The following is a 15,903-nucleotide window of genomic DNA, read 5'->3' on the forward strand; positions in this document are numbered from 1 at the left end:
GGTTGCCCGCATCGGCCAACCGGTTTCCTCCCGGACCCGCTACGTCTCCAGGTAGTCGCGAAGGCGGTCGGAGCGGTTGGGGTTGCGCAGCTTGGCCAGCGTCTTGGATTCGATCTGACGGATACGCTCCCGGGTGACCCCAAACGTCTTGCCCACGTCCTCCAATGTGTGAATGGTGCCGTCCTCAAGCCCAAACCGCAGCCGCACCACCGCCTGCTCCCGGTCGTTGAGTTCACCCAGCGCCTCCACCAACGCCTCCCCCAGCATCTGCTTGGCGGCCTGGTCCGCGGGCGCGTCCGCTGTGGAGTCTGGGATGAAGTCGGCGAGTGAGGTGTCGGCCTCGTCACCCACCGGCGAGTCAAGCGAAAGTGGGTCCTGGCTCATGCGCAGGATCTCCCGCACCCGGGCGGGGGTGAGGTCGACCTTCTCGGCCAACTCCTCCATGGTGGGTTCCCGCTCCAACTCCTGGATCAGCTGGCGCTGGTAACGGTGGATCTTGTTAATCGATTCCACCATGTGCACCGGGATGCGGATGGTTCTGGCCTGATCGGCGATGGCCCGGGTGATCGCCTGACGGATCCACCAGGTGGCGTAGGTGGAGAACTTGAATCCCTTGGTGTAGTCAAACTTCTCGACCGCACGCATCAGGCCAAGGTTGCCCTCCTGCACCAGGTCGAGCAGGGCCATGCCCCGACCCGAATAGCGCTTCGCAATCGAGACCACCAGCCGAAGGTTGGCCTGGGTCAGGTCGGACTTGGCGTGTTCGCCGTCTCGGCGAGTGCGCTCGAGTGCCACCCGTTGTTCCCGGTCAAGCTCGCCGAGTCGCCCCTCGGTGGCCAACTCGGCCAAACGGTTGTCTGCGTGTAGGCCCGCCTCGATGCGCTTGGCCAACGCCACCTCCTGGGCAGCGTCGATCAACGACACCTGGCCGATCTCCCGGAGGTACAGCCGAACCGAATCGCCGGAACCACCCGAGTCGCCCGACGCAGCGCCGGATCTGGCCCGGCGCTTGTGCCGGGCCGGCCGCTCGGTCCGCTGGATGACACCGGCATCATGGTCGTCCCGGGTCAGGCCAGGGGCGACGGTCGAGGCGTGATCGACCGCGGCCACAGCCGCCGGGACGCCGGCCGGCAGGTCGTCGTCATCAGCAGTGTGCGGGTCGACCTCAACCACGAGTGTGATGCCCTCGGGCCGGAACGCCGACTCGACATCGGTGAGCACATCCACCGTGAGCTCCACACCCAAAACCGAGAGCACCTCATCAAGTGTGAGGGAGCCCCGCGCCTTGCCGACCTCGATCAGCGTGCCCCATTCCGTCTCATTCACCTGATCCAGAATCGACACCCGGCCGGACCTCCTCTTCGTCGTCCCCGCGCAGATACGCTACCAAGGCCCGGGCCGAAACCTCGGCTGTCTCAGGCTCGTTCAGCTGATCCACCCGCCGAGCCAGCCACGCGTGCTCGGTCAGGAGATCGTTTCGAACGTCGGCATCGACGCCGTCCCGTGCCGCCTGGCGCAGCTCGGCCTCGAGGTTCTCCATCGCCTGAGAACCGGTCTTGTGCACCAACCGATGAACCGCCTCCGCCGGCGTACCGTCTGGTTCGCTGACCGCCAGGCGCGACAACAGCCGCTCCTCCCACGTGTCAGCCTCGGCGTCGGAGACCGCTTGAGCCACCGATCCGGCCGAGACCAGCGCCACGCGCGCCGAGCGAGCCAAGGGATGGGCGAACAGTTCCTCGGGCAGCGCCGCCAACTCGCCGTCGGGCTGGGCCGCCAGATGCACCAACACCGACATCTCCGCCGGGTGCACCTTGCCTGCAGGCGACGGGCCGGGGCCAGGAGGCAGGTCGGGTTGCGGCGCTGCATCTTCGTAGCCGGCGTCTCCCCCATCACCGCCCGGCGGACGCGGGCCCGGGTCGCCGTCCCACCGGCGGCGCGACACCGGACCCGTCGGGGCGCCCGCGTCACGGCGTGGCGCTTCCGAGGCACGGGCGGCGCCGGTGCCTCGTAGCTCTTCCAGCTGGTTGCGGAGCAGGTCCGGGTCCAGGCGCGACCGGTCGGCGACCTCCAACAGGTAGGGGTCGCGCACCATCGGGTCGGGGTGCTCGGCCACCACGGCGAGCGCCGTGGTGGCCCGACGGGCCCGGGCCTCCGGGGGGGTGGCCACCTCGGCGCCGAGGACACGCTCAAGCCGGAACCTCAGCATCGGTTCGGCGGCGACGACCGCCGCCGCCAACGCGTCGGGGTCGGTGCGGCTCAGCTCGTCGGGATCGGACCCCTCGGGCAGCCGCACCACCTCGACGGCCAGGTCAAAGTCCTTCTCCCAGGCATAGATGCGCTCGGCCGCCGCCTGACCCGCCGAGTCGGCATCGAAGGCCAGCACCACCTTGTCGACGTAGCGCGACAGCAGCTTGAGGTGCTCCTCGGTGAGGCTGGTGCCGCAGGTGGCCACCGCCTCGGTCACCCCTGCCCGGCGAAACCCGATCACGTCGGTGTAGCCCTCGCAGATCACCACCCGGCCGCTGCGCACCGCATCCTGACGGGCCCAGTTCAGCCCGTACAGCAGGCGACTCTTGTGGTAAAGGTCGCTCTCGCGGGAGTTCTTGTACTTGGCTCCCTCCTCCCCCGGCATGATGCGGCCGCCGAAACCCACCGCATGGCCCTCAGGGTCGAAGATCGGAAACAACACCCGCGCCCGAAAGAAGTCCTGCAGGCGTCCGGCCTTGTTGGTGAAACCCAGGCCTGTGGCGGTTGCGGTCTCGCCGTCGAGGCGAAGGGCCTTGCACAGCACGTCCCAGCCATCGGGTGCCCAGCCGATGCGATACCGCTCCACCTCGTCGGTATCGAAGCCCCGACCGCGCAGGTACGAGCGTGCAGCCGACGCGTCGGGCGAGGTCTTCAACCGCTGGTGGTAGAACTCCACCGCCTCCTCCACCCGGGCCAGCAGGCGTTGGCGCTTCTGCCGGGTGGCCGACTCGGCCCGGTCGGTGTAGGTGAGGGCGATGCCGGACTTTGCGGCCAGACGTTCGACCGCCTCGACGAAGTCCAAGCCCTCCAGCTCCCGCAGGAACGTGATGGCGTCGCCCGAAACCCGACAGCCAAAGCAGTAGTACAGGCCTTCGGCCTGGTTCACCGAGAACGACGGCGACTTCTCGGAATGAAACGGGCACAGCCCGGTCCAGCGGCTGCCCACCTTGCGCAGCTGGGTGTGTTCGGTGATGAGCGCGACGATGTCGGTGGCCTGACGGACCCGAACGATGTCCTCGTCGACAATGCCCATCGGCTCAGCCTGTCACGGTCACAACATCACTTCGGTCACAACATCACTTCAGCCGCGGCCGCAGCCAGTCGGCCACGCCCGCCAGCGGAATCCGAACCTGCTCCATTGAGTCACGCTCCCGAATGGTGACGGCCTGGTCCTCGGCGGTGTCGAAGTCAACGGTGACGCAATAGGGAGTGCCCAGTTCGTCCTGGCGGCGGTACCGACGGCCGATGGCCTGGGTTTCGTCGTACTCGCAGCTCCACTCGTCGCGCAGCTCGGCCGCCAGCGTTTGGGCGGTCTCCCGCAGCGGCGACTTCTTGGACAGTGGCAGAACCGCCACCTTGTAGGGCGCCAGCCGTGGGTGCAGGCGCAGCACCACACGCTCCTCACCCCGCACCTCCTCGACGTCGTAGGCGGCCAACAGGAAGGCGAACGCGGTGCGGGTGGCACCGGCGGCCGGCTCGATCACGTGGGGCACATACCGGACGTTTTCTGCCTGATCGAACCAGTCGAGGCGCTCGCCGGAGCGCTTGGTGTGCGCCAACAGGTCAAAGTCACCCCGGTTGGCGATGCCCTCCAACTCGTCCCAGCCCCAAGGGAACAGGTACTCCACGTCGGCGGTGGCCGAGCTGTAATGGGACAGTTCGTCCTCCTCGTGTTCACGCAGGCGCAACGCCTCCCGGGGCATACCCAGGTCGAGGTACCAACGCTCGCGCTCCGCCTTCCAGTACTCGTAGTACTTCGGCGCATCGTCGGGATGCACGAAGTACTCCATTTCCATTTGTTCGAACTCGCGTGTGCGGAACACGAAGTTGCCGGGCGTGATCTCGTTGCGGAAGCTCTTGCCCACCTGGGCGACACCAAACGGCGGTCGCACCCGGGTGGTGTTGATGATGTTCTTGAAGTTCATGAACATGCCCTGGGCCGTCTCCGGCCGCAGATACGCCAAGGCGCCCTCGTCGGCGACGGGACCAGCATGGGTGGAGAACATCAGGTTGAAGTTGCGGGCCTCGGTGAAACTGCCCGTCTTCTTGCAGTTGGGGCACTGATTCGGGTCGTCAAGCTTGTCGAGGCGCCAACGCTGGCCGCACTCCTTGCAGTCCACCAACGGGTCCGTGAAGTTGGACAGGTGCCCCGAGGCCTCCCACACCGCAGGCGGCGTGAGGATGGAGGCGTCCAGGCCCACCACGTCGTCGCGCTGTTGCACCATGGACTTCCACCATGCGTCCTTCACGTTGCGAAGCAGCAGCACACCGACGGGCCCATAGTCCCAGGTGGAACGAAAGCCGCCGTAGATCTCCGCAGACGGGTACACGAAGCCACGCCGCTTGGCCAGGTTGACGATCTGATCGAAGCGCGCAGAGTCCGCCGCAGATGCATCTGGGCTGGAGGACTCGGCATCGGGAGTTTCGGGGGTGCTTGCCATGGCCGGCGAGGCTACAAGGACCGATCGGCCAAGTCGGACTCGATGGGCATTCCAACCCCGTCCCGGCCGTCGAGCCGGGCAGACTGTGGCGATGAGTCCGCCGACAGCAGTGCCACGCCAGCCTCAGCGCAAGCACCCGGTGAGTGCCGAGGTCTTCGCTTCGATCGACATGCGGGTGGGTGTGGTGCAGGATGTGGAGGCCTTTCCCGAGGCCCGAAAGCCCGCTTGGAAGCTGCGGGTGGACTTCGGCCCCGACATCGGGGTGCTCCAGACCTCTGCGCAAATCACCAACTACGCAGCCGATGCCCTGCTTGGCCGCCGGGTTGTCGGGGTGATCAATCTGGGCACCCGCCGTATCGCGGGATTTCGCAGCGAATTTCTGGTGCTCGGGGCCGTGGAGGCCGACGGATCGGTACTGCTGTTGGCACCCGACGGCGAGTCTGCCGTCGGCCGACCCATCGCGTAGCGCAGTTCGACTTCACGTGGAAGGAGATATCCGGCGCGATGAGGTATCTCACGGTTAGTATCGTGGGCTCTTCGAGGAGGAGCCCACATGAGCAACATTCCACCGCCGCCCGGCGCACCACCACCACCCGGCCAAGGGGGTCCCGGCGGACCACCTCCTGGCGTGCCCCAGGGCCCACCCCCCGGAATGCCGCCACAGGGTCCTCCCCCGGGAATGCCACCGCAGGGCCCGCCTCCCGGCCAGCCGCCAGGCGGCGGATACGGGCCTCCACCCGGTGGAGGCGGTTTCGCTCCCCCACCAGGCGGCATGCAGGGTGGCGGGGGTGCCGTCGATGTCATGGCTGCACCCTCGTGGGCGTTCAAGAAGTTCCAGGAAGACCTCGGCATCTGGCTGATCCTGGCCGTGATTCCCATGATCGTGCTGATCTTGGTTTCGGGCGGCATCAACTTCGCGCTCGGGCTGGTGTCATCCAACACCAGCAGCTTCATCCTGGCGCTGGCTTTGAATGCGATCACCACCATCGTCGGGTTCGCCTTGTTTGGTCTTGCCGCTCGCGGCCTGATCAGGGCGGCACTGGCTGCGACCCGCGGCGAAAAGCCCACCATGGAGCACCTCACCGACATGACCGACATCGGGCCATACCTGGTCCTGTCGGCCATCCTCGGCCTGGCGGTCGGTATCGGCACCTTCCTGTGCTACATCCCCGGCATTATCATCGCCGTGATCACCGGCTTTTCATACACGGTCCAGCTGGACCAGAAGCTGGAACCGATCGATGCCATCAAGAAGAGCGTTGAGATGGTCCAGGCAAATCCTGGGCCCGCACTTGGCGGTTTGATTCTGGCCGGATTCATCGGCCAGATCGGCATCGTTGCCTGCTGTGTCGGCATCTTCTTCACCTGGCCGATCGGCTGGATGACCAACGTGCACATCTACAAGCAGCTGCGCGGCGAGCCCATCGCCCCCTGATCGGTCGCCCAGCTTGGGCTGACAACAGAATCAACTCCCCGACTGCGGGTGTCCGAGCTACCAACCGGTGGCGCCGGGCACCCGCAGTCGGCGTTCCAGGTGGGTCTCCATGGCCACCTGTGCCACCCGCCCGACCTCACCGACCGCCACCGGAGCCGCAGCGAGCACGTCGTTGACCCGCCCTTCCGAGACGGCCCGCAGCACCGCCAGCGCATCGGCCGACAGCGCCATGCCGGTCGCACAGCTGCGGCATTGCGCACCGCCGACCGAGGGGTCGATGGCCACCAGTTCGGCCGCCTCACCGCAGCTCACACACCTCGTCAGCTCAAAACCCACCCCGTCGGCCTGCAGCAGTCGCAGGAAGAACGCCGGAACCACCAACGGGCCGGGGCGCTGCTCGATGGTGCGGAGCACCCCCACCGTCTTGCGGTACAGCGGCTGGTCCCGCCCACCGTCGGTGGCCAGTTGCTCGGCCACCTCCAGCGTGGCCGCGACGGCCGCCAGACGATCCAGGTCGGACCGGGTGGCAGAGAACGTGTCGATCCGTTCCGCCTGGGTCACGATCAACAGCTCACTGCGGCCCTCGTGCAACTGCACGGCCACATGGCTCCCCGGGTCCAGCCGCGACCCGAATTTGGAACCCGTGCGCCGCACGCCCTTGGCAACAGCACGAATTCGGCCCCGACCTTCGGTGAGCAAAACAATGATTCGGTCGGCCTCGCCCAACTTGTGGGTGCGCACCACCACTGCCGAATCGCGGATCAGGGGCATCGGGGCAACCTACCCGCGGGTCGGCATGGCCAGTGGATGGGTCCCGGGGCCTACTCCCCGAGGCGTGCTCCCCGGGGCGTGCTCCCCGGTGCTCACGGCCCATTTTTCAGGCAAGTGGCTCGATACCCTCAAGTTTCAGCACATCTCGTTGGCAGGAGTACACACCGGCCTCAGCGACCGCTCCGACGTCGTGTGGCCGGCGCCGGTGTGGGCCTTCGCCGAGGTGGGCGATCGGGTGTTCGCCGGCGGGCGTTTCACCCAGGTGCGACGCGGCCCGGCTCCACCAGGCACGACCAGCCGTTCCTGGCGGCCTTCGACCGGGACTGCGGCGAGTGACGTCGGCCGAGCTGTCGGTGATCCGCGATGACGGCGCCGCGGTGTACCTCAACGGCGTGGAAGTGTGGCGATCGAACCTGCCCCCAGGACCGCTGAACGCTGACACCTATGCGGCAGTCAGCCTGTGGGGCGCCGATGAGCGCGACCCCACCATGGTTCCGATCGACCCGGCGCTGCTGAGCGAGGGCACCAACTCGATCGCCGTCGAAGTGCACAACGACACCCGACGGGGCGGCGACCTCAGCTTCGACGCCGAACTCACAGTCACCAGGTAGGCACAGTCACCAGGTAGGCACAGTCACCAGGTTACGAAGTCACACCTTGACGCTGCCACCCGAAGAACCCTTTCGTTCGAGGTGCTTACATGATTATGATCGCGCGTATGCGCACGAGTAGCGAACGCGTCACCGTGTCACTTCCGTCGGATGTTCGGGAGGCTGCGGCCCAGATTGCTCAAGCATCGGGACGATCATTTTCGGCGGTGGTGAACGAGGCGATGAGCGCATGGCTCCGGACCCGGCTGGTGGACGCCTGGCTTGATGACTACCAGGAAGAGTTTGGGGCCTTCGACGAGGACGAGTTGGTCAAGCTGGCCAATGAAGCAGGTGTCCCCTACGTGGCGCCTCGCAGGACCAGCGTCGCATGAGGCTGGTGCTGGACGCCGGTGCGCTCATCGGGATCGACCGGGCCGACCGTCGGGTGGCCGGGCTCATCGAGCTGGGCCGACGCTCGGGCGCCGAACTGGTGACGACAGCGCCCGTCGTAGCGCAGGCTTGGCGCGACGGGGCTCGCCAAGCCCGACTCGCCAGGTCGCTCGCGATGATGCACGTGGAGGTCACCGACCTGGAAGCGGCCAAGGACGCCGGCAAGCTGCTCGCCTCCAGCCGCACCACCGATGTCGTGGATGCACTCTTGTCGCTACAGGTGCGCCAGTCCGATCAGGTGCTGACCAGCGACCCTGATGACCTGGCGACGCTTCTCGATGCACAGAGTCTTCGGGCCCAGATCGTTCTCGTGTAGGACTCCCGACGCAACGTCGGGATGGCTCGGAGTCCTTCCATCCAAGCCGGGTAGCTTGGTGACCCGTGACTTCGCCTGACCCCACCACCGACGGCGCCGCGGCGCCGCCCGATCCCGTGGTGAGCGCGCTGGCGGCGGTCACCGGGTCGCTGGCCGGTGGCGGCGAGGAACGGCCTGGCCAGGTGACGATGGCCCAGGCGGTGGCCAAGGCCATCGCCGACGAACGCCACCTGGTGGTGCAGGCGGGCACCGGTACAGGAAAGTCGCTGGCGTACCTGGTGCCGGCGGTGCTGTCGGGCAGGCGCACGGTGGTGGCGACCGCCACCAAGGCGCTCCAAGACCAACTGGCCGAGGTGGACCTGCCGTTTCTGGCCACCGCCCTCAACCGCAAGGTGCGCTTCGCCGTGCTGAAGGGCAGGTCCAACTATGCCTGCCTTCAGCGGGTGGACGAGGTGACCGAGCAGTTGGCGCAGGGCTCCCTCGAACTCGACGATGGTGCGGACGATCCCCAGGCCGAGCTGGCCCGGTTGGTCGAGTGGGCCGAGACCTCCAGCGTGGGCGACAAGGCCGAACTGGAGCGCGATCCCTCCGTTGCGGCGTGGAGCGCCGTCTCGGTGGGACCACGCGAGTGCCCCGGCGCCTCGAACTGCGCCCGCGGCGAGGACTGCTTCGCCGAGGCGGCCAGATCCCGCGCCGCCTCGGCCGACGTGGTGGTGGTCAACACCCACCTCTGGGGACTCAACCTGGCCGCCGACGGCATGGTGCTCCCCCCTCACGAGGTGGCCATCCTGGACGAGGCTCACACCACCGAGGAGGTGATCTCATCGGTCTGTGGCATCGAGATCACGGCCGGACGGTTCGCAGCCGTTGCCCGCAACGTCGCCGCCATCGTGTCCGACCCCGCCCTGGTGGCCCAGCTGGATTCGGTCAGTCGGGGGCTGGGCGACGATCTGGAAGATCACCGGGGCGAGCGGCTCGACACGCTCGACGATGCGGTCATGCTCACGCTGAGCCTGGCCCAGGCGCACCTGGCCTCGGCCATGGCCGCGGTGCGCAAGGTGCCGGGCGAGTCCAGCGCCGACGTCGCCACCCGCAAGGCCCGCGCCCTGACGGCGGCCTCGGCGCTGGCCGAGGACCTCACCCAGATGCTCGACCCCTCCGCCGACCTGGTTCGCTTCGTGAACGACGACCCGGGCCCACCCCGCATGCGCCTGGCCCCGTTGGCCGTCGCCGACACCCTGGACCGATTGCTCTGGAACCCCGACCCGGCCGAGCGGGACGAGGGCACGAACGGCCCAGCCTTCGAAGGCGCGTTCGGCGGGGGCTTCGGCGATGGTCCGGGCGGTGAGGACGACGAGTGGCCGCCCACCCCCTCGACCGTGATCCTCACCTCCGCCACCATCCCGGCCACCCTGCCACAGGTGTTGGGCATGCCGGAGGGGTCCACCGAGGTACTCGACGTAGGCAGCCCGTTCGACTACGCGCACCAGGCGCTGTTGTATTGCGCGACCTCGCTGCCCGACGTGCGAGAGGACGGCTACCCCGAGGCCATGCGCATGGAGTTGGACCGCCTGATCCGTGCCGCCGGCGGGCGTACGTTGGCGCTGTTCACCAGCCACCGGGCGATGATCGCGGCCCACGATGAACTCGCACCCGGCCTGCCGTTCCCGGTGCTCCGCCAGGGTCAGCATTCCAAGGCGGTGCTCGTACGTCGCTTCAGCGAGGACGAGCCCACCTGCCTGTTCGCCACGATGGGCTACTGGCAGGGCATCGACGTGCCGGGGCCCACGCTGTCGCTGGTGACGATCGATCGGTTGCCGTTCGCCCGCCCCGACGACCCGCTGCTGGACGCCCGCCGGGAGCGGGCCGGGTCATCGGCGTTTAAGACGATCGACGTGCCTCGCGCTGCGACGCTGCTCGCCCAGGGCACCGGCCGCCTGATTCGCTCAATCAACGACCGAGGCGTCGTCGTCGTGTTCGACAAGCGTCTGGCCACCGCCAGGAGCTATCGCTGGGACCTGATTACGGCACTTCCGCCGATGCGACGCACCAAGGACCGCGCCGAGGTCATCAACCACCTCCGTGAGATCCGCGACGGTGCCACCTGACCTCCGTTTCATTTCCACCATTCAGTTGGGTTCGGGCCGGGCTGCGGCTGCGTATCGGGTTGCCGGTGGGCAGACAATCCTTGTACTTGCCGCGCAGGTCTCCCACCGGATCGTCTGAAAGGGGTCGCATGACGACACGATCGCCCAAATCGATAACGACCACGCGATCCGCGTTCCACCGAGACCGGGTCGCCGCCGGAATCGAGACCTGCCCGTTCCCGGTGACGTTCATGATCGAAGTTGAATTCATGCAAGCGGCCTCGTCACGCGCCGAGGTAGGTCGATTCGAAGTCATCGAGCGTCGGGGGGGTCGTGCCGTCGATACCGGCGCCGAGGCGGTCGAGATACCAGCCCCAACCGGCGCCCATGTCCGTCGCCAGGTCCGGATCGATGTCCTGCTGGACAAAGGTCAGGGTGGTCGCCCCGTCCGACCCGTTCAACTCGATGTCCAAGCGCCAGCGGACGTCGGCCTCACCGAAGGTGAGCGACAGCCTCCTGGGAGCGTCGCATTCGGTGATGTCATAGCGGGCCGGGGCGACCTCCTCGGCTTCGGCGTTCATGGTGACCATCACCGACCCCGACTCCGGGTCGCCGGTCCAGGTTCCGTACCACCGAGCAAGGCGATCGGACTGCGTGATCGCCGCCCAGACGTCATCCATGCCGGCGGCATAGGTTCGGCGGAGGACAAGGTTGCCCTCCTCGAGTTGTGCCCTGGTGATCATGGCCTGTGCCCCTTCGTTGTCGATGACGATGATTGGACTTGTGCGTTTGGCGCTGCGCCGGTGTCGGGCGGTAGGACGCGTTGGTCGTCCGCGACTCGGAAAGGGCGCTACAGGCGACGGGGCGACGGGGCGACGGGCCTGCTCAATAGCCCAGCTTGTCGAGCTCGGCATCCTTGCGTTGCCAGTCCCGGTTGACCTTCACCTTCAGCTCCAGGTGGGTGCCCTCGGGCAGCAGCCTGCGGGCGCCAATGCCGGCCCGCTTGAGGTTCTCTCCGCCCTGGCCGATCACCATGCCCTTCTGGCTGATGCGCTCGACGAGGATCTCCACCTCGACGTAGGGCCAGTTCAGCTCGACACAGCGGGTGGCGATGGAGTGCGGCAACTCCTCACGGGCGGTGGCCAACAGCTGCTCACGCACCAGCTCGGCCACCCAGAAGCCCTCGGTCGAGTCGCGCACCTGATCCTCCGGATACCACAGAGGACCGGGGGGAAGGAGCCCGATGAGATACTCGGTCAGCTCGGGCACACCCTTGTTGGTTCGGGCCGAGATGGGAAAGATCTCGACCGCCCCCTTCTCGAAGCGCTTCGCCAACGCGGCTGCGTTCTTGATGGCCGCCAACACCTGCTCCTGGGGCAGGCGGTCGATCTTGTTGATGGCCACGATCACGTCGTCGGGCATGGCCGCCATCAGCCGGGCGTCACCCGGGCCCCCAACCCCCTTGGATGCGTCCACCACCAAGACGGTGGCATCGGTGTCCTCCCTGGCCTCGGTGGCGGTGCGGTTCAGGCGCTTCCCCATGGCGGTCTTGGGCTTGTGCACACCAGGCGTGTCCACCAACACCAGTTGGGCGTCGACCCGGGTGAGCATGCCCCGAATCTCGTGGCGCGTGGTCTGGGGCCGTGGCGACACGATCGTGACCTTCTGACCCACGATCGCGTTGGTCAGCGACGACTTGCCCACGTTGGGGCGCCCCGCCAGCGCGACGAAGCCCGAGCGCATTTCCGCAGGCTGATCGGTGTCGTGGTCAGGCATCGTGTTGGTTCCGTTCATCGTTGTGGTGTCCATTGCCGTCGGTTTCGGTCTCGTCCGGGGCCTCCGCCAACACCCACATGATCCGCCGTCCACGCATTTCCTGCACCGTGAGTCGAAGCTCACCGGCGAGCACCTCGTCGCCGACGACGGACGGCCGGCCCAGCTGCTCGACGATGAGCCCGCCCACCGACTCCCAGTCGCCCTCGGGTAGAGCCTCTTCGGGATGATCCGAGAGAAAGGTCTCCAAATACTCGTTGGCGTCGTCAATGCTGAGCGAGCCCCGCAACATCACCGAGCCGTCATCGCGACGGCGGGCGAGGGGTTCGAGGCGGTCGGTCTCGTCCTCGATATCACCCACCAGTTCCTCCAACAGGTCTTCCATGGTGACCAGGCCGGAAGTACCCCCATGCTCGTCAAAAACGATCGCCATGTGGGTGCGGGCCTGCCGCATTTGGGGTAACACCCGGTTGCCTGCAATCAGCTCCGGAACCAGGAGCGCCGGCGCCGCTACCGATGACACCGAGTCGCCGCCCCGACCTTCGCGTACCCGTCGCATCGCATCCTTGATGTTCATGACGGTGGCGATGTTGTCGGCGTCGCCGTCGTGGACCGGTAGGCGGGTCAACCCACGGCGCAACGCGAGGTCGATTGCCTCATCCAGCGAGGTGTCGCCCGCCACGGTCACCATCTCGGGGCGGGGCACCATGACCTCGCGCACCAGGGTGTCACCAAAGTCCAACACCGACTCGATCATGTCGCGTTCGTGCTCCTCGATGACGTCGGCTTCCAGCGCCTCGGTGGCGAAGTGCACGATCTCCTCATCGGAGAGATACGGACCCTCACGCCGACCCTTGCCCGGAAGCACCACGTTGCTCATGCCGATCAGTGACCTGGACAGCCATCGCAGCGGGGGAAAGCCCGCCAGCGCCTCCACCAGCGGGGCGGCAAGCAGCGCCGAGGAGGGATGCTCGAGCGCCCAGGTCTTGGGTGCCGCCTCGGCCAGTACGAACACCAGCACCACGTTCAGCAGCGAAGCCGCCACCAATCCACCGGGTCCAAACAAGCGGGCGCCAAGCACCCCGACGAGCGTGGCCTCAATCAGCTGCAGCATCAACAGCAGCAACAACATGACGTTGACGTAGCGCTCGGGCGCCGAGGCCAGTCGAAGCAGGCGCTCGGCCCGGGGGCCGCCGAGCTGATCCACCATGGCCGCCGCCCGGGCACGACTGGTGCGGCCGATGGCCGTTTCCGCCCACGCCAGCACCGAGATGCTCACGATGAGCATCCCGACCGACGTGACGAGCAGCCAATCGCCGGTACCGACGGACATCGCCATCATCGGCGATGCTCGGTTTCGATGGCCCCGGCGGCCCACGGGTCGGCCGCCAACGGGCCCCACCACCCGGCCAGCAGCGCCCGCTCCTTTGCCACCATGGCCGCTGCCTCCTCGGCCTCGGCGTGATCGTGGCCCACCAGGTGCAGCCCGGCGTGTACCACGAGTAGCGCCAGTTCATCCGCCGGACTCCCGGCATGACCGTCAGCCTGCGACGCGGCCACCTCCGGGGCGATCACCACGTCGCCGACCATGCGGAGAGGCGCGGTGTCAGACTCCGCTGCGGCCTCCGCCGACGTGTCCGGCCACCCGTCCCCGCTCACTGAATCGTCCGGGAACGGGTCCAGCGGGAAGCTCAGCACGTCGGTGGGCCCCTCACCTCCGAGATGTTCGGCGTTGAGGACCGCGATCGTGTCCGGATCGACCAGGGTGAGGTCGACACGGGCTGGACCTGGCACGCCTGCGTCGTTCAGCGTTGCAACCAACAGCTCGGCCAGGCGATGAGCTTCCACCGGCAACGGGGTCGAATCAGCCCGTTGATCCTGAATCTCGACGCGGATGGCGGCCGACCACGCAGCGCCGGAACCACGGTCAGCCGCGTCGATCACGTGCCCCCTGGGCCGGGGGCTGCTGGGTTGGGGAAGGAGCCTGCGCGCGTGCATCGGCGCGCTCGTAGGCGTCGACGATCTCGGCCACGATGCGGTGGCGAACCACGTCCCGCCGAGTGAGCTCAACAAACGCCAACCCGTCAATGTCGGTCAGCACGTCGGCCAACCCGTCCAAGCCGGACCGCCCGGTGGCCACGTCCTTCTGGGTGCGGTCACCGGTGATGACCGCCTTCGACCCAAATCCGATGCGGGTCAGAAACATCTTCATCTGCTCGGGCGTGGTGTTCTGTGCCTCGTCCAGGATGATGAAGCTGGAGTTCAGCGTGCGGCCCCTCATGAACGCCAGCGGCGCCACCTCCACCGTGCCCCGCTCCAGCAGACGGGCCGCCCCCTCGGCACCCACCATGTCGTGCAAGGCGTCGTACAGGGGACGCAGGTAGGGGTCGACCTTGGCCATCAGATCACCGGGGAGGAAGCCCAGCCGCTCCCCTGCCTCCACCGCCGGACGGGTCAACACGATGCGGTCCACCACCTTGGCCTGCAAGGCCTGCACGGCGGTGGCCACTGCCAGCCACGACTTGCCCGTACCGGCCGGTCCGATGCCAAAGGTGACCAGGTTGTTGGATATGGCGTCGACGTAACGCTTCTGGCCGGCCGTCTTGGGCCGCACATTGCCGCCCACGTTGCGGCGCAGCACGGTGGAGGTCAACACCTTCGACGGCGCCTCGTCGGCACGCACCATGTCGATGGTGCGCCGCACCACCCCGGTATCGATGCGCTGCCCGGCCTCGGCCACCACCAACAACTCCTCGAACAACCGTGCCACGTTGACGGCTTCGGGCCCCCTCGCAGACACCTCGTTGCCCCGCACGTGCACCGCCGTCCCGGCAAATGCCTGCTCGATCACGTCGAGAAACTCGTCCGCCGGGCCCAACAGTGTGCCCATCAGGTGGTTGGCGGGTATCCGCATCACGGCCTCGCCTGTCGCGCCGGGCGCGTCGAGGGAGCCGCCCGTCGTGAGCGTCGTGCCTGGGACCTGAGGGGATGTGGTTGGTTGCGGCTCGGTCATAGACCCAGGTTCTTCGTGGTCGGTGCTGCGTTTGTGGTGAGGCCAGCATAGATGCGCCCTCGAACATGGGATCACCGAGTATCACCGCGATGGCGGAAACCGTGGCCCGACCCAACTCTCGGGGGCGGGGTCGGATCCCGGCGCCGGCCCGGCCGGGACGTTGACACGGGCCGCTGCGGTATGCAGCATGATCCCATGGACGACGTCCCCGATCCGGTGGAGACAGCCTTGTCCGAACGGAGGGCACGGCGTCAGGAGCAGTTGCGTCTCGATTCGTCGGTCGACCTGCTGGGTCGGGGTCGCGATGCCGCCGAGCGCCGCCTGGCGGTGCGTGCCCATCTGGCGGCCGGGACCGTCATCGCAGGTGTGGCGGTGGCCGCCGACCGTTGGACCTTGACGTTGGAATCGCCGGCCGGGGCCGGACCGCTGCGACACACCCGGGTCCTATACACCGGCCTGGTTCGCCTTGCGGTACGCGATGGTGGGCGCCCGGGGGCGCAGTCCCCACCCGGCGGGCAGCAGGACCCCGACGATGCCTCACCCCTGCGAGCGTGGCTGTCCCAGGTGTCGACCAGTCGTGCGACGATTCAACTCTGGACCAGCGACGGCGGCGACCTTGTCGGGATCGCCACCACGGTGAGCGACCACCTGGTGGGCATCACGTCGACACGAGGTCCGGGTTTTGATCGCGGCGAATCGGTGCGCTCCTGGAGCGAGTGGGTCAACCTGGCCGACGTCGTGGCCTTCAGCGACCTGGGTTGACCCGGCGCCGGGCACACG

At 67.5% G+C, this 15,903-nt stretch carries 15 protein-coding genes and 1 pseudogene; 7 read left to right on the top strand and 9 right to left on the bottom strand.

All coding sequences use genetic code 11. The features are described 5' to 3' along the window. Positions 1 to 39: 39 nt before the first annotated feature. The 3 genes from rpoD to MPARV_RS0109650 are packed head-to-tail and all read right to left on the bottom strand — an operon-like array spanning position 40 to position 4,688. A complete protein-coding gene (rpoD, locus tag MPARV_RS0109640; RefSeq protein ID WP_020378083.1) occupies positions 40 to 1,344 on the bottom strand; it encodes an RNA polymerase sigma factor RpoD in 1,305 nt (434 codons plus the stop codon). Continuing rightward, entirely contained in the window at positions 1,319 to 3,280 is a 1,962-nt protein-coding gene (gene dnaG / locus MPARV_RS22615; protein ID WP_020378084.1) for a DNA primase, read from the bottom strand. The genes rpoD and dnaG overlap by 26 nt, the downstream gene beginning before the upstream one ends. Before the next feature lie 43 nt (positions 3,281 to 3,323). After that, the gene (locus MPARV_RS0109650) at positions 3,324 to 4,688 is read right to left on the bottom strand and encodes a glycine--tRNA ligase (RefSeq protein WP_012227726.1); all 1,365 of its coding nucleotides are present in this window, start codon (positions 4,686 to 4,688) and stop codon (positions 3,324 to 3,326) included. A gap of 91 nt (positions 4,689 to 4,779) precedes the next feature. Between MPARV_RS0109650 and MPARV_RS0109655 the strand changes: the two genes are divergently transcribed. Together MPARV_RS0109655 and MPARV_RS0109660 are read left to right on the top strand one after the other, a co-directional pair. Further along, positions 4,780 to 5,154: a tRNA-binding protein gene (locus tag MPARV_RS0109655; RefSeq protein WP_031278038.1), complete on the top strand. Its 375-nt coding sequence runs from the start codon at positions 4,780 to 4,782 to the stop codon at positions 5,152 to 5,154. Between the two features lie 336 nt (positions 5,155 to 5,490). Further along, complete coding sequence (locus MPARV_RS0109660; protein WP_031278040.1) at positions 5,491 to 6,123, top strand: hypothetical protein; 633 nt, start codon at positions 5,491 to 5,493, stop codon at positions 6,121 to 6,123. A gap of 93 nt (positions 6,124 to 6,216) precedes the next feature. On the opposite strand, the pseudogene recO reads toward MPARV_RS0109660, so the two are convergent. Further along, positions 6,217 to 6,894: pseudogene (gene recO, locus MPARV_RS0109665) on the bottom strand (DNA repair protein RecO); the annotation flags it as partial. A 332-nt stretch (positions 6,895 to 7,226) separates the two neighbouring features. Between recO and MPARV_RS0109675 the strand changes: the two are divergent. The 4 genes from MPARV_RS0109675 (at position 7,227) to MPARV_RS0109690 (ending at position 10,358) form a co-directional block, all read left to right on the top strand. Next, complete coding sequence (locus tag MPARV_RS0109675; protein ID WP_020378087.1) at positions 7,227 to 7,505, top strand: hypothetical protein; 279 nt, start codon at positions 7,227 to 7,229, stop codon at positions 7,503 to 7,505. An 89-nt stretch (positions 7,506 to 7,594) separates the two neighbouring features. After that, the gene (locus tag MPARV_RS0109680; protein ID WP_157789541.1) at positions 7,595 to 7,876 is read left to right on the top strand and encodes a ribbon-helix-helix domain-containing protein; all 282 of its coding nucleotides are present in this window, start codon (positions 7,595 to 7,597) and stop codon (positions 7,874 to 7,876) included. Continuing rightward, positions 7,873 to 8,250 (top strand): hypothetical protein, encoded by a 378-nt coding sequence (locus MPARV_RS0109685; protein ID WP_020378089.1) that lies wholly within the window; start codon positions 7,873 to 7,875, stop codon positions 8,248 to 8,250. Before MPARV_RS0109680 ends, MPARV_RS0109685 begins: the two co-directional genes overlap by 4 nt. A 65-nt stretch (positions 8,251 to 8,315) precedes the next feature. Next, the gene (locus MPARV_RS0109690) at positions 8,316 to 10,358 is read left to right on the top strand and encodes an ATP-dependent DNA helicase (protein WP_020378090.1); all 2,043 of its coding nucleotides are present in this window, start codon (positions 8,316 to 8,318) and stop codon (positions 10,356 to 10,358) included. Positions 10,359 to 10,621: 263 nt separating this feature from the next. Here MPARV_RS0109690 and MPARV_RS0109695 read toward each other — a convergent pair whose 3' ends face one another. The 5 genes from MPARV_RS0109695 to MPARV_RS0109715 all read right to left on the bottom strand — a co-directional run bounded on the left by MPARV_RS0109695 (position 10,622) and on the right by MPARV_RS0109715 (position 15,123). After that, positions 10,622 to 11,080: an SRPBCC domain-containing protein gene (locus MPARV_RS0109695; protein WP_020378091.1), complete on the bottom strand. Its 459-nt coding sequence runs from the start codon at positions 11,078 to 11,080 to the stop codon at positions 10,622 to 10,624. 142 nt (positions 11,081 to 11,222) lie between these two features. After that, positions 11,223 to 12,131 (bottom strand): GTPase Era, encoded by a 909-nt coding sequence (gene era / locus MPARV_RS0109700; RefSeq protein WP_238538852.1) that lies wholly within the window; start codon positions 12,129 to 12,131, stop codon positions 11,223 to 11,225. Continuing rightward, the gene (locus MPARV_RS0109705) at positions 12,106 to 13,449 is read right to left on the bottom strand and encodes a hemolysin family protein (RefSeq protein ID WP_238538853.1); all 1,344 of its coding nucleotides are present in this window, start codon (positions 13,447 to 13,449) and stop codon (positions 12,106 to 12,108) included. The genes era and MPARV_RS0109705 overlap by 26 nt, the downstream gene beginning before the upstream one ends. Further along, positions 13,449 to 14,054 carry an rRNA maturation RNase YbeY gene (gene ybeY / locus MPARV_RS0109710; protein ID WP_020378093.1) on the bottom strand — a complete coding sequence of 202 codons (606 nt, stop codon included), beginning with the start codon at positions 14,052 to 14,054 and terminating at the stop codon, positions 13,449 to 13,451. The genes MPARV_RS0109705 and ybeY overlap by 1 nt, the downstream gene beginning before the upstream one ends. Beyond that, entirely contained in the window at positions 14,038 to 15,123 is a 1,086-nt protein-coding gene (locus tag MPARV_RS0109715; protein ID WP_012227705.1) for a PhoH family protein, read from the bottom strand. The genes ybeY and MPARV_RS0109715 overlap by 17 nt, the downstream gene beginning before the upstream one ends. Positions 15,124 to 15,318: 195 nt before the next feature. Between MPARV_RS0109715 and MPARV_RS0109720 the strand changes: the two genes are divergently transcribed. After that, a complete protein-coding gene (locus MPARV_RS0109720) occupies positions 15,319 to 15,885 on the top strand; it encodes a hypothetical protein (protein ID WP_020378094.1) in 567 nt (188 codons plus the stop codon). Positions 15,886 to 15,903 lie beyond the last annotated feature (18 nt).

This window comes from Candidatus Microthrix parvicella Bio17-1, from assembly GCF_000299415.1.
In the GTDB taxonomy this organism is placed as follows: Bacteria; Actinomycetota; Acidimicrobiia; order Acidimicrobiales; family Microtrichaceae; genus Microthrix; species Microthrix parvicella.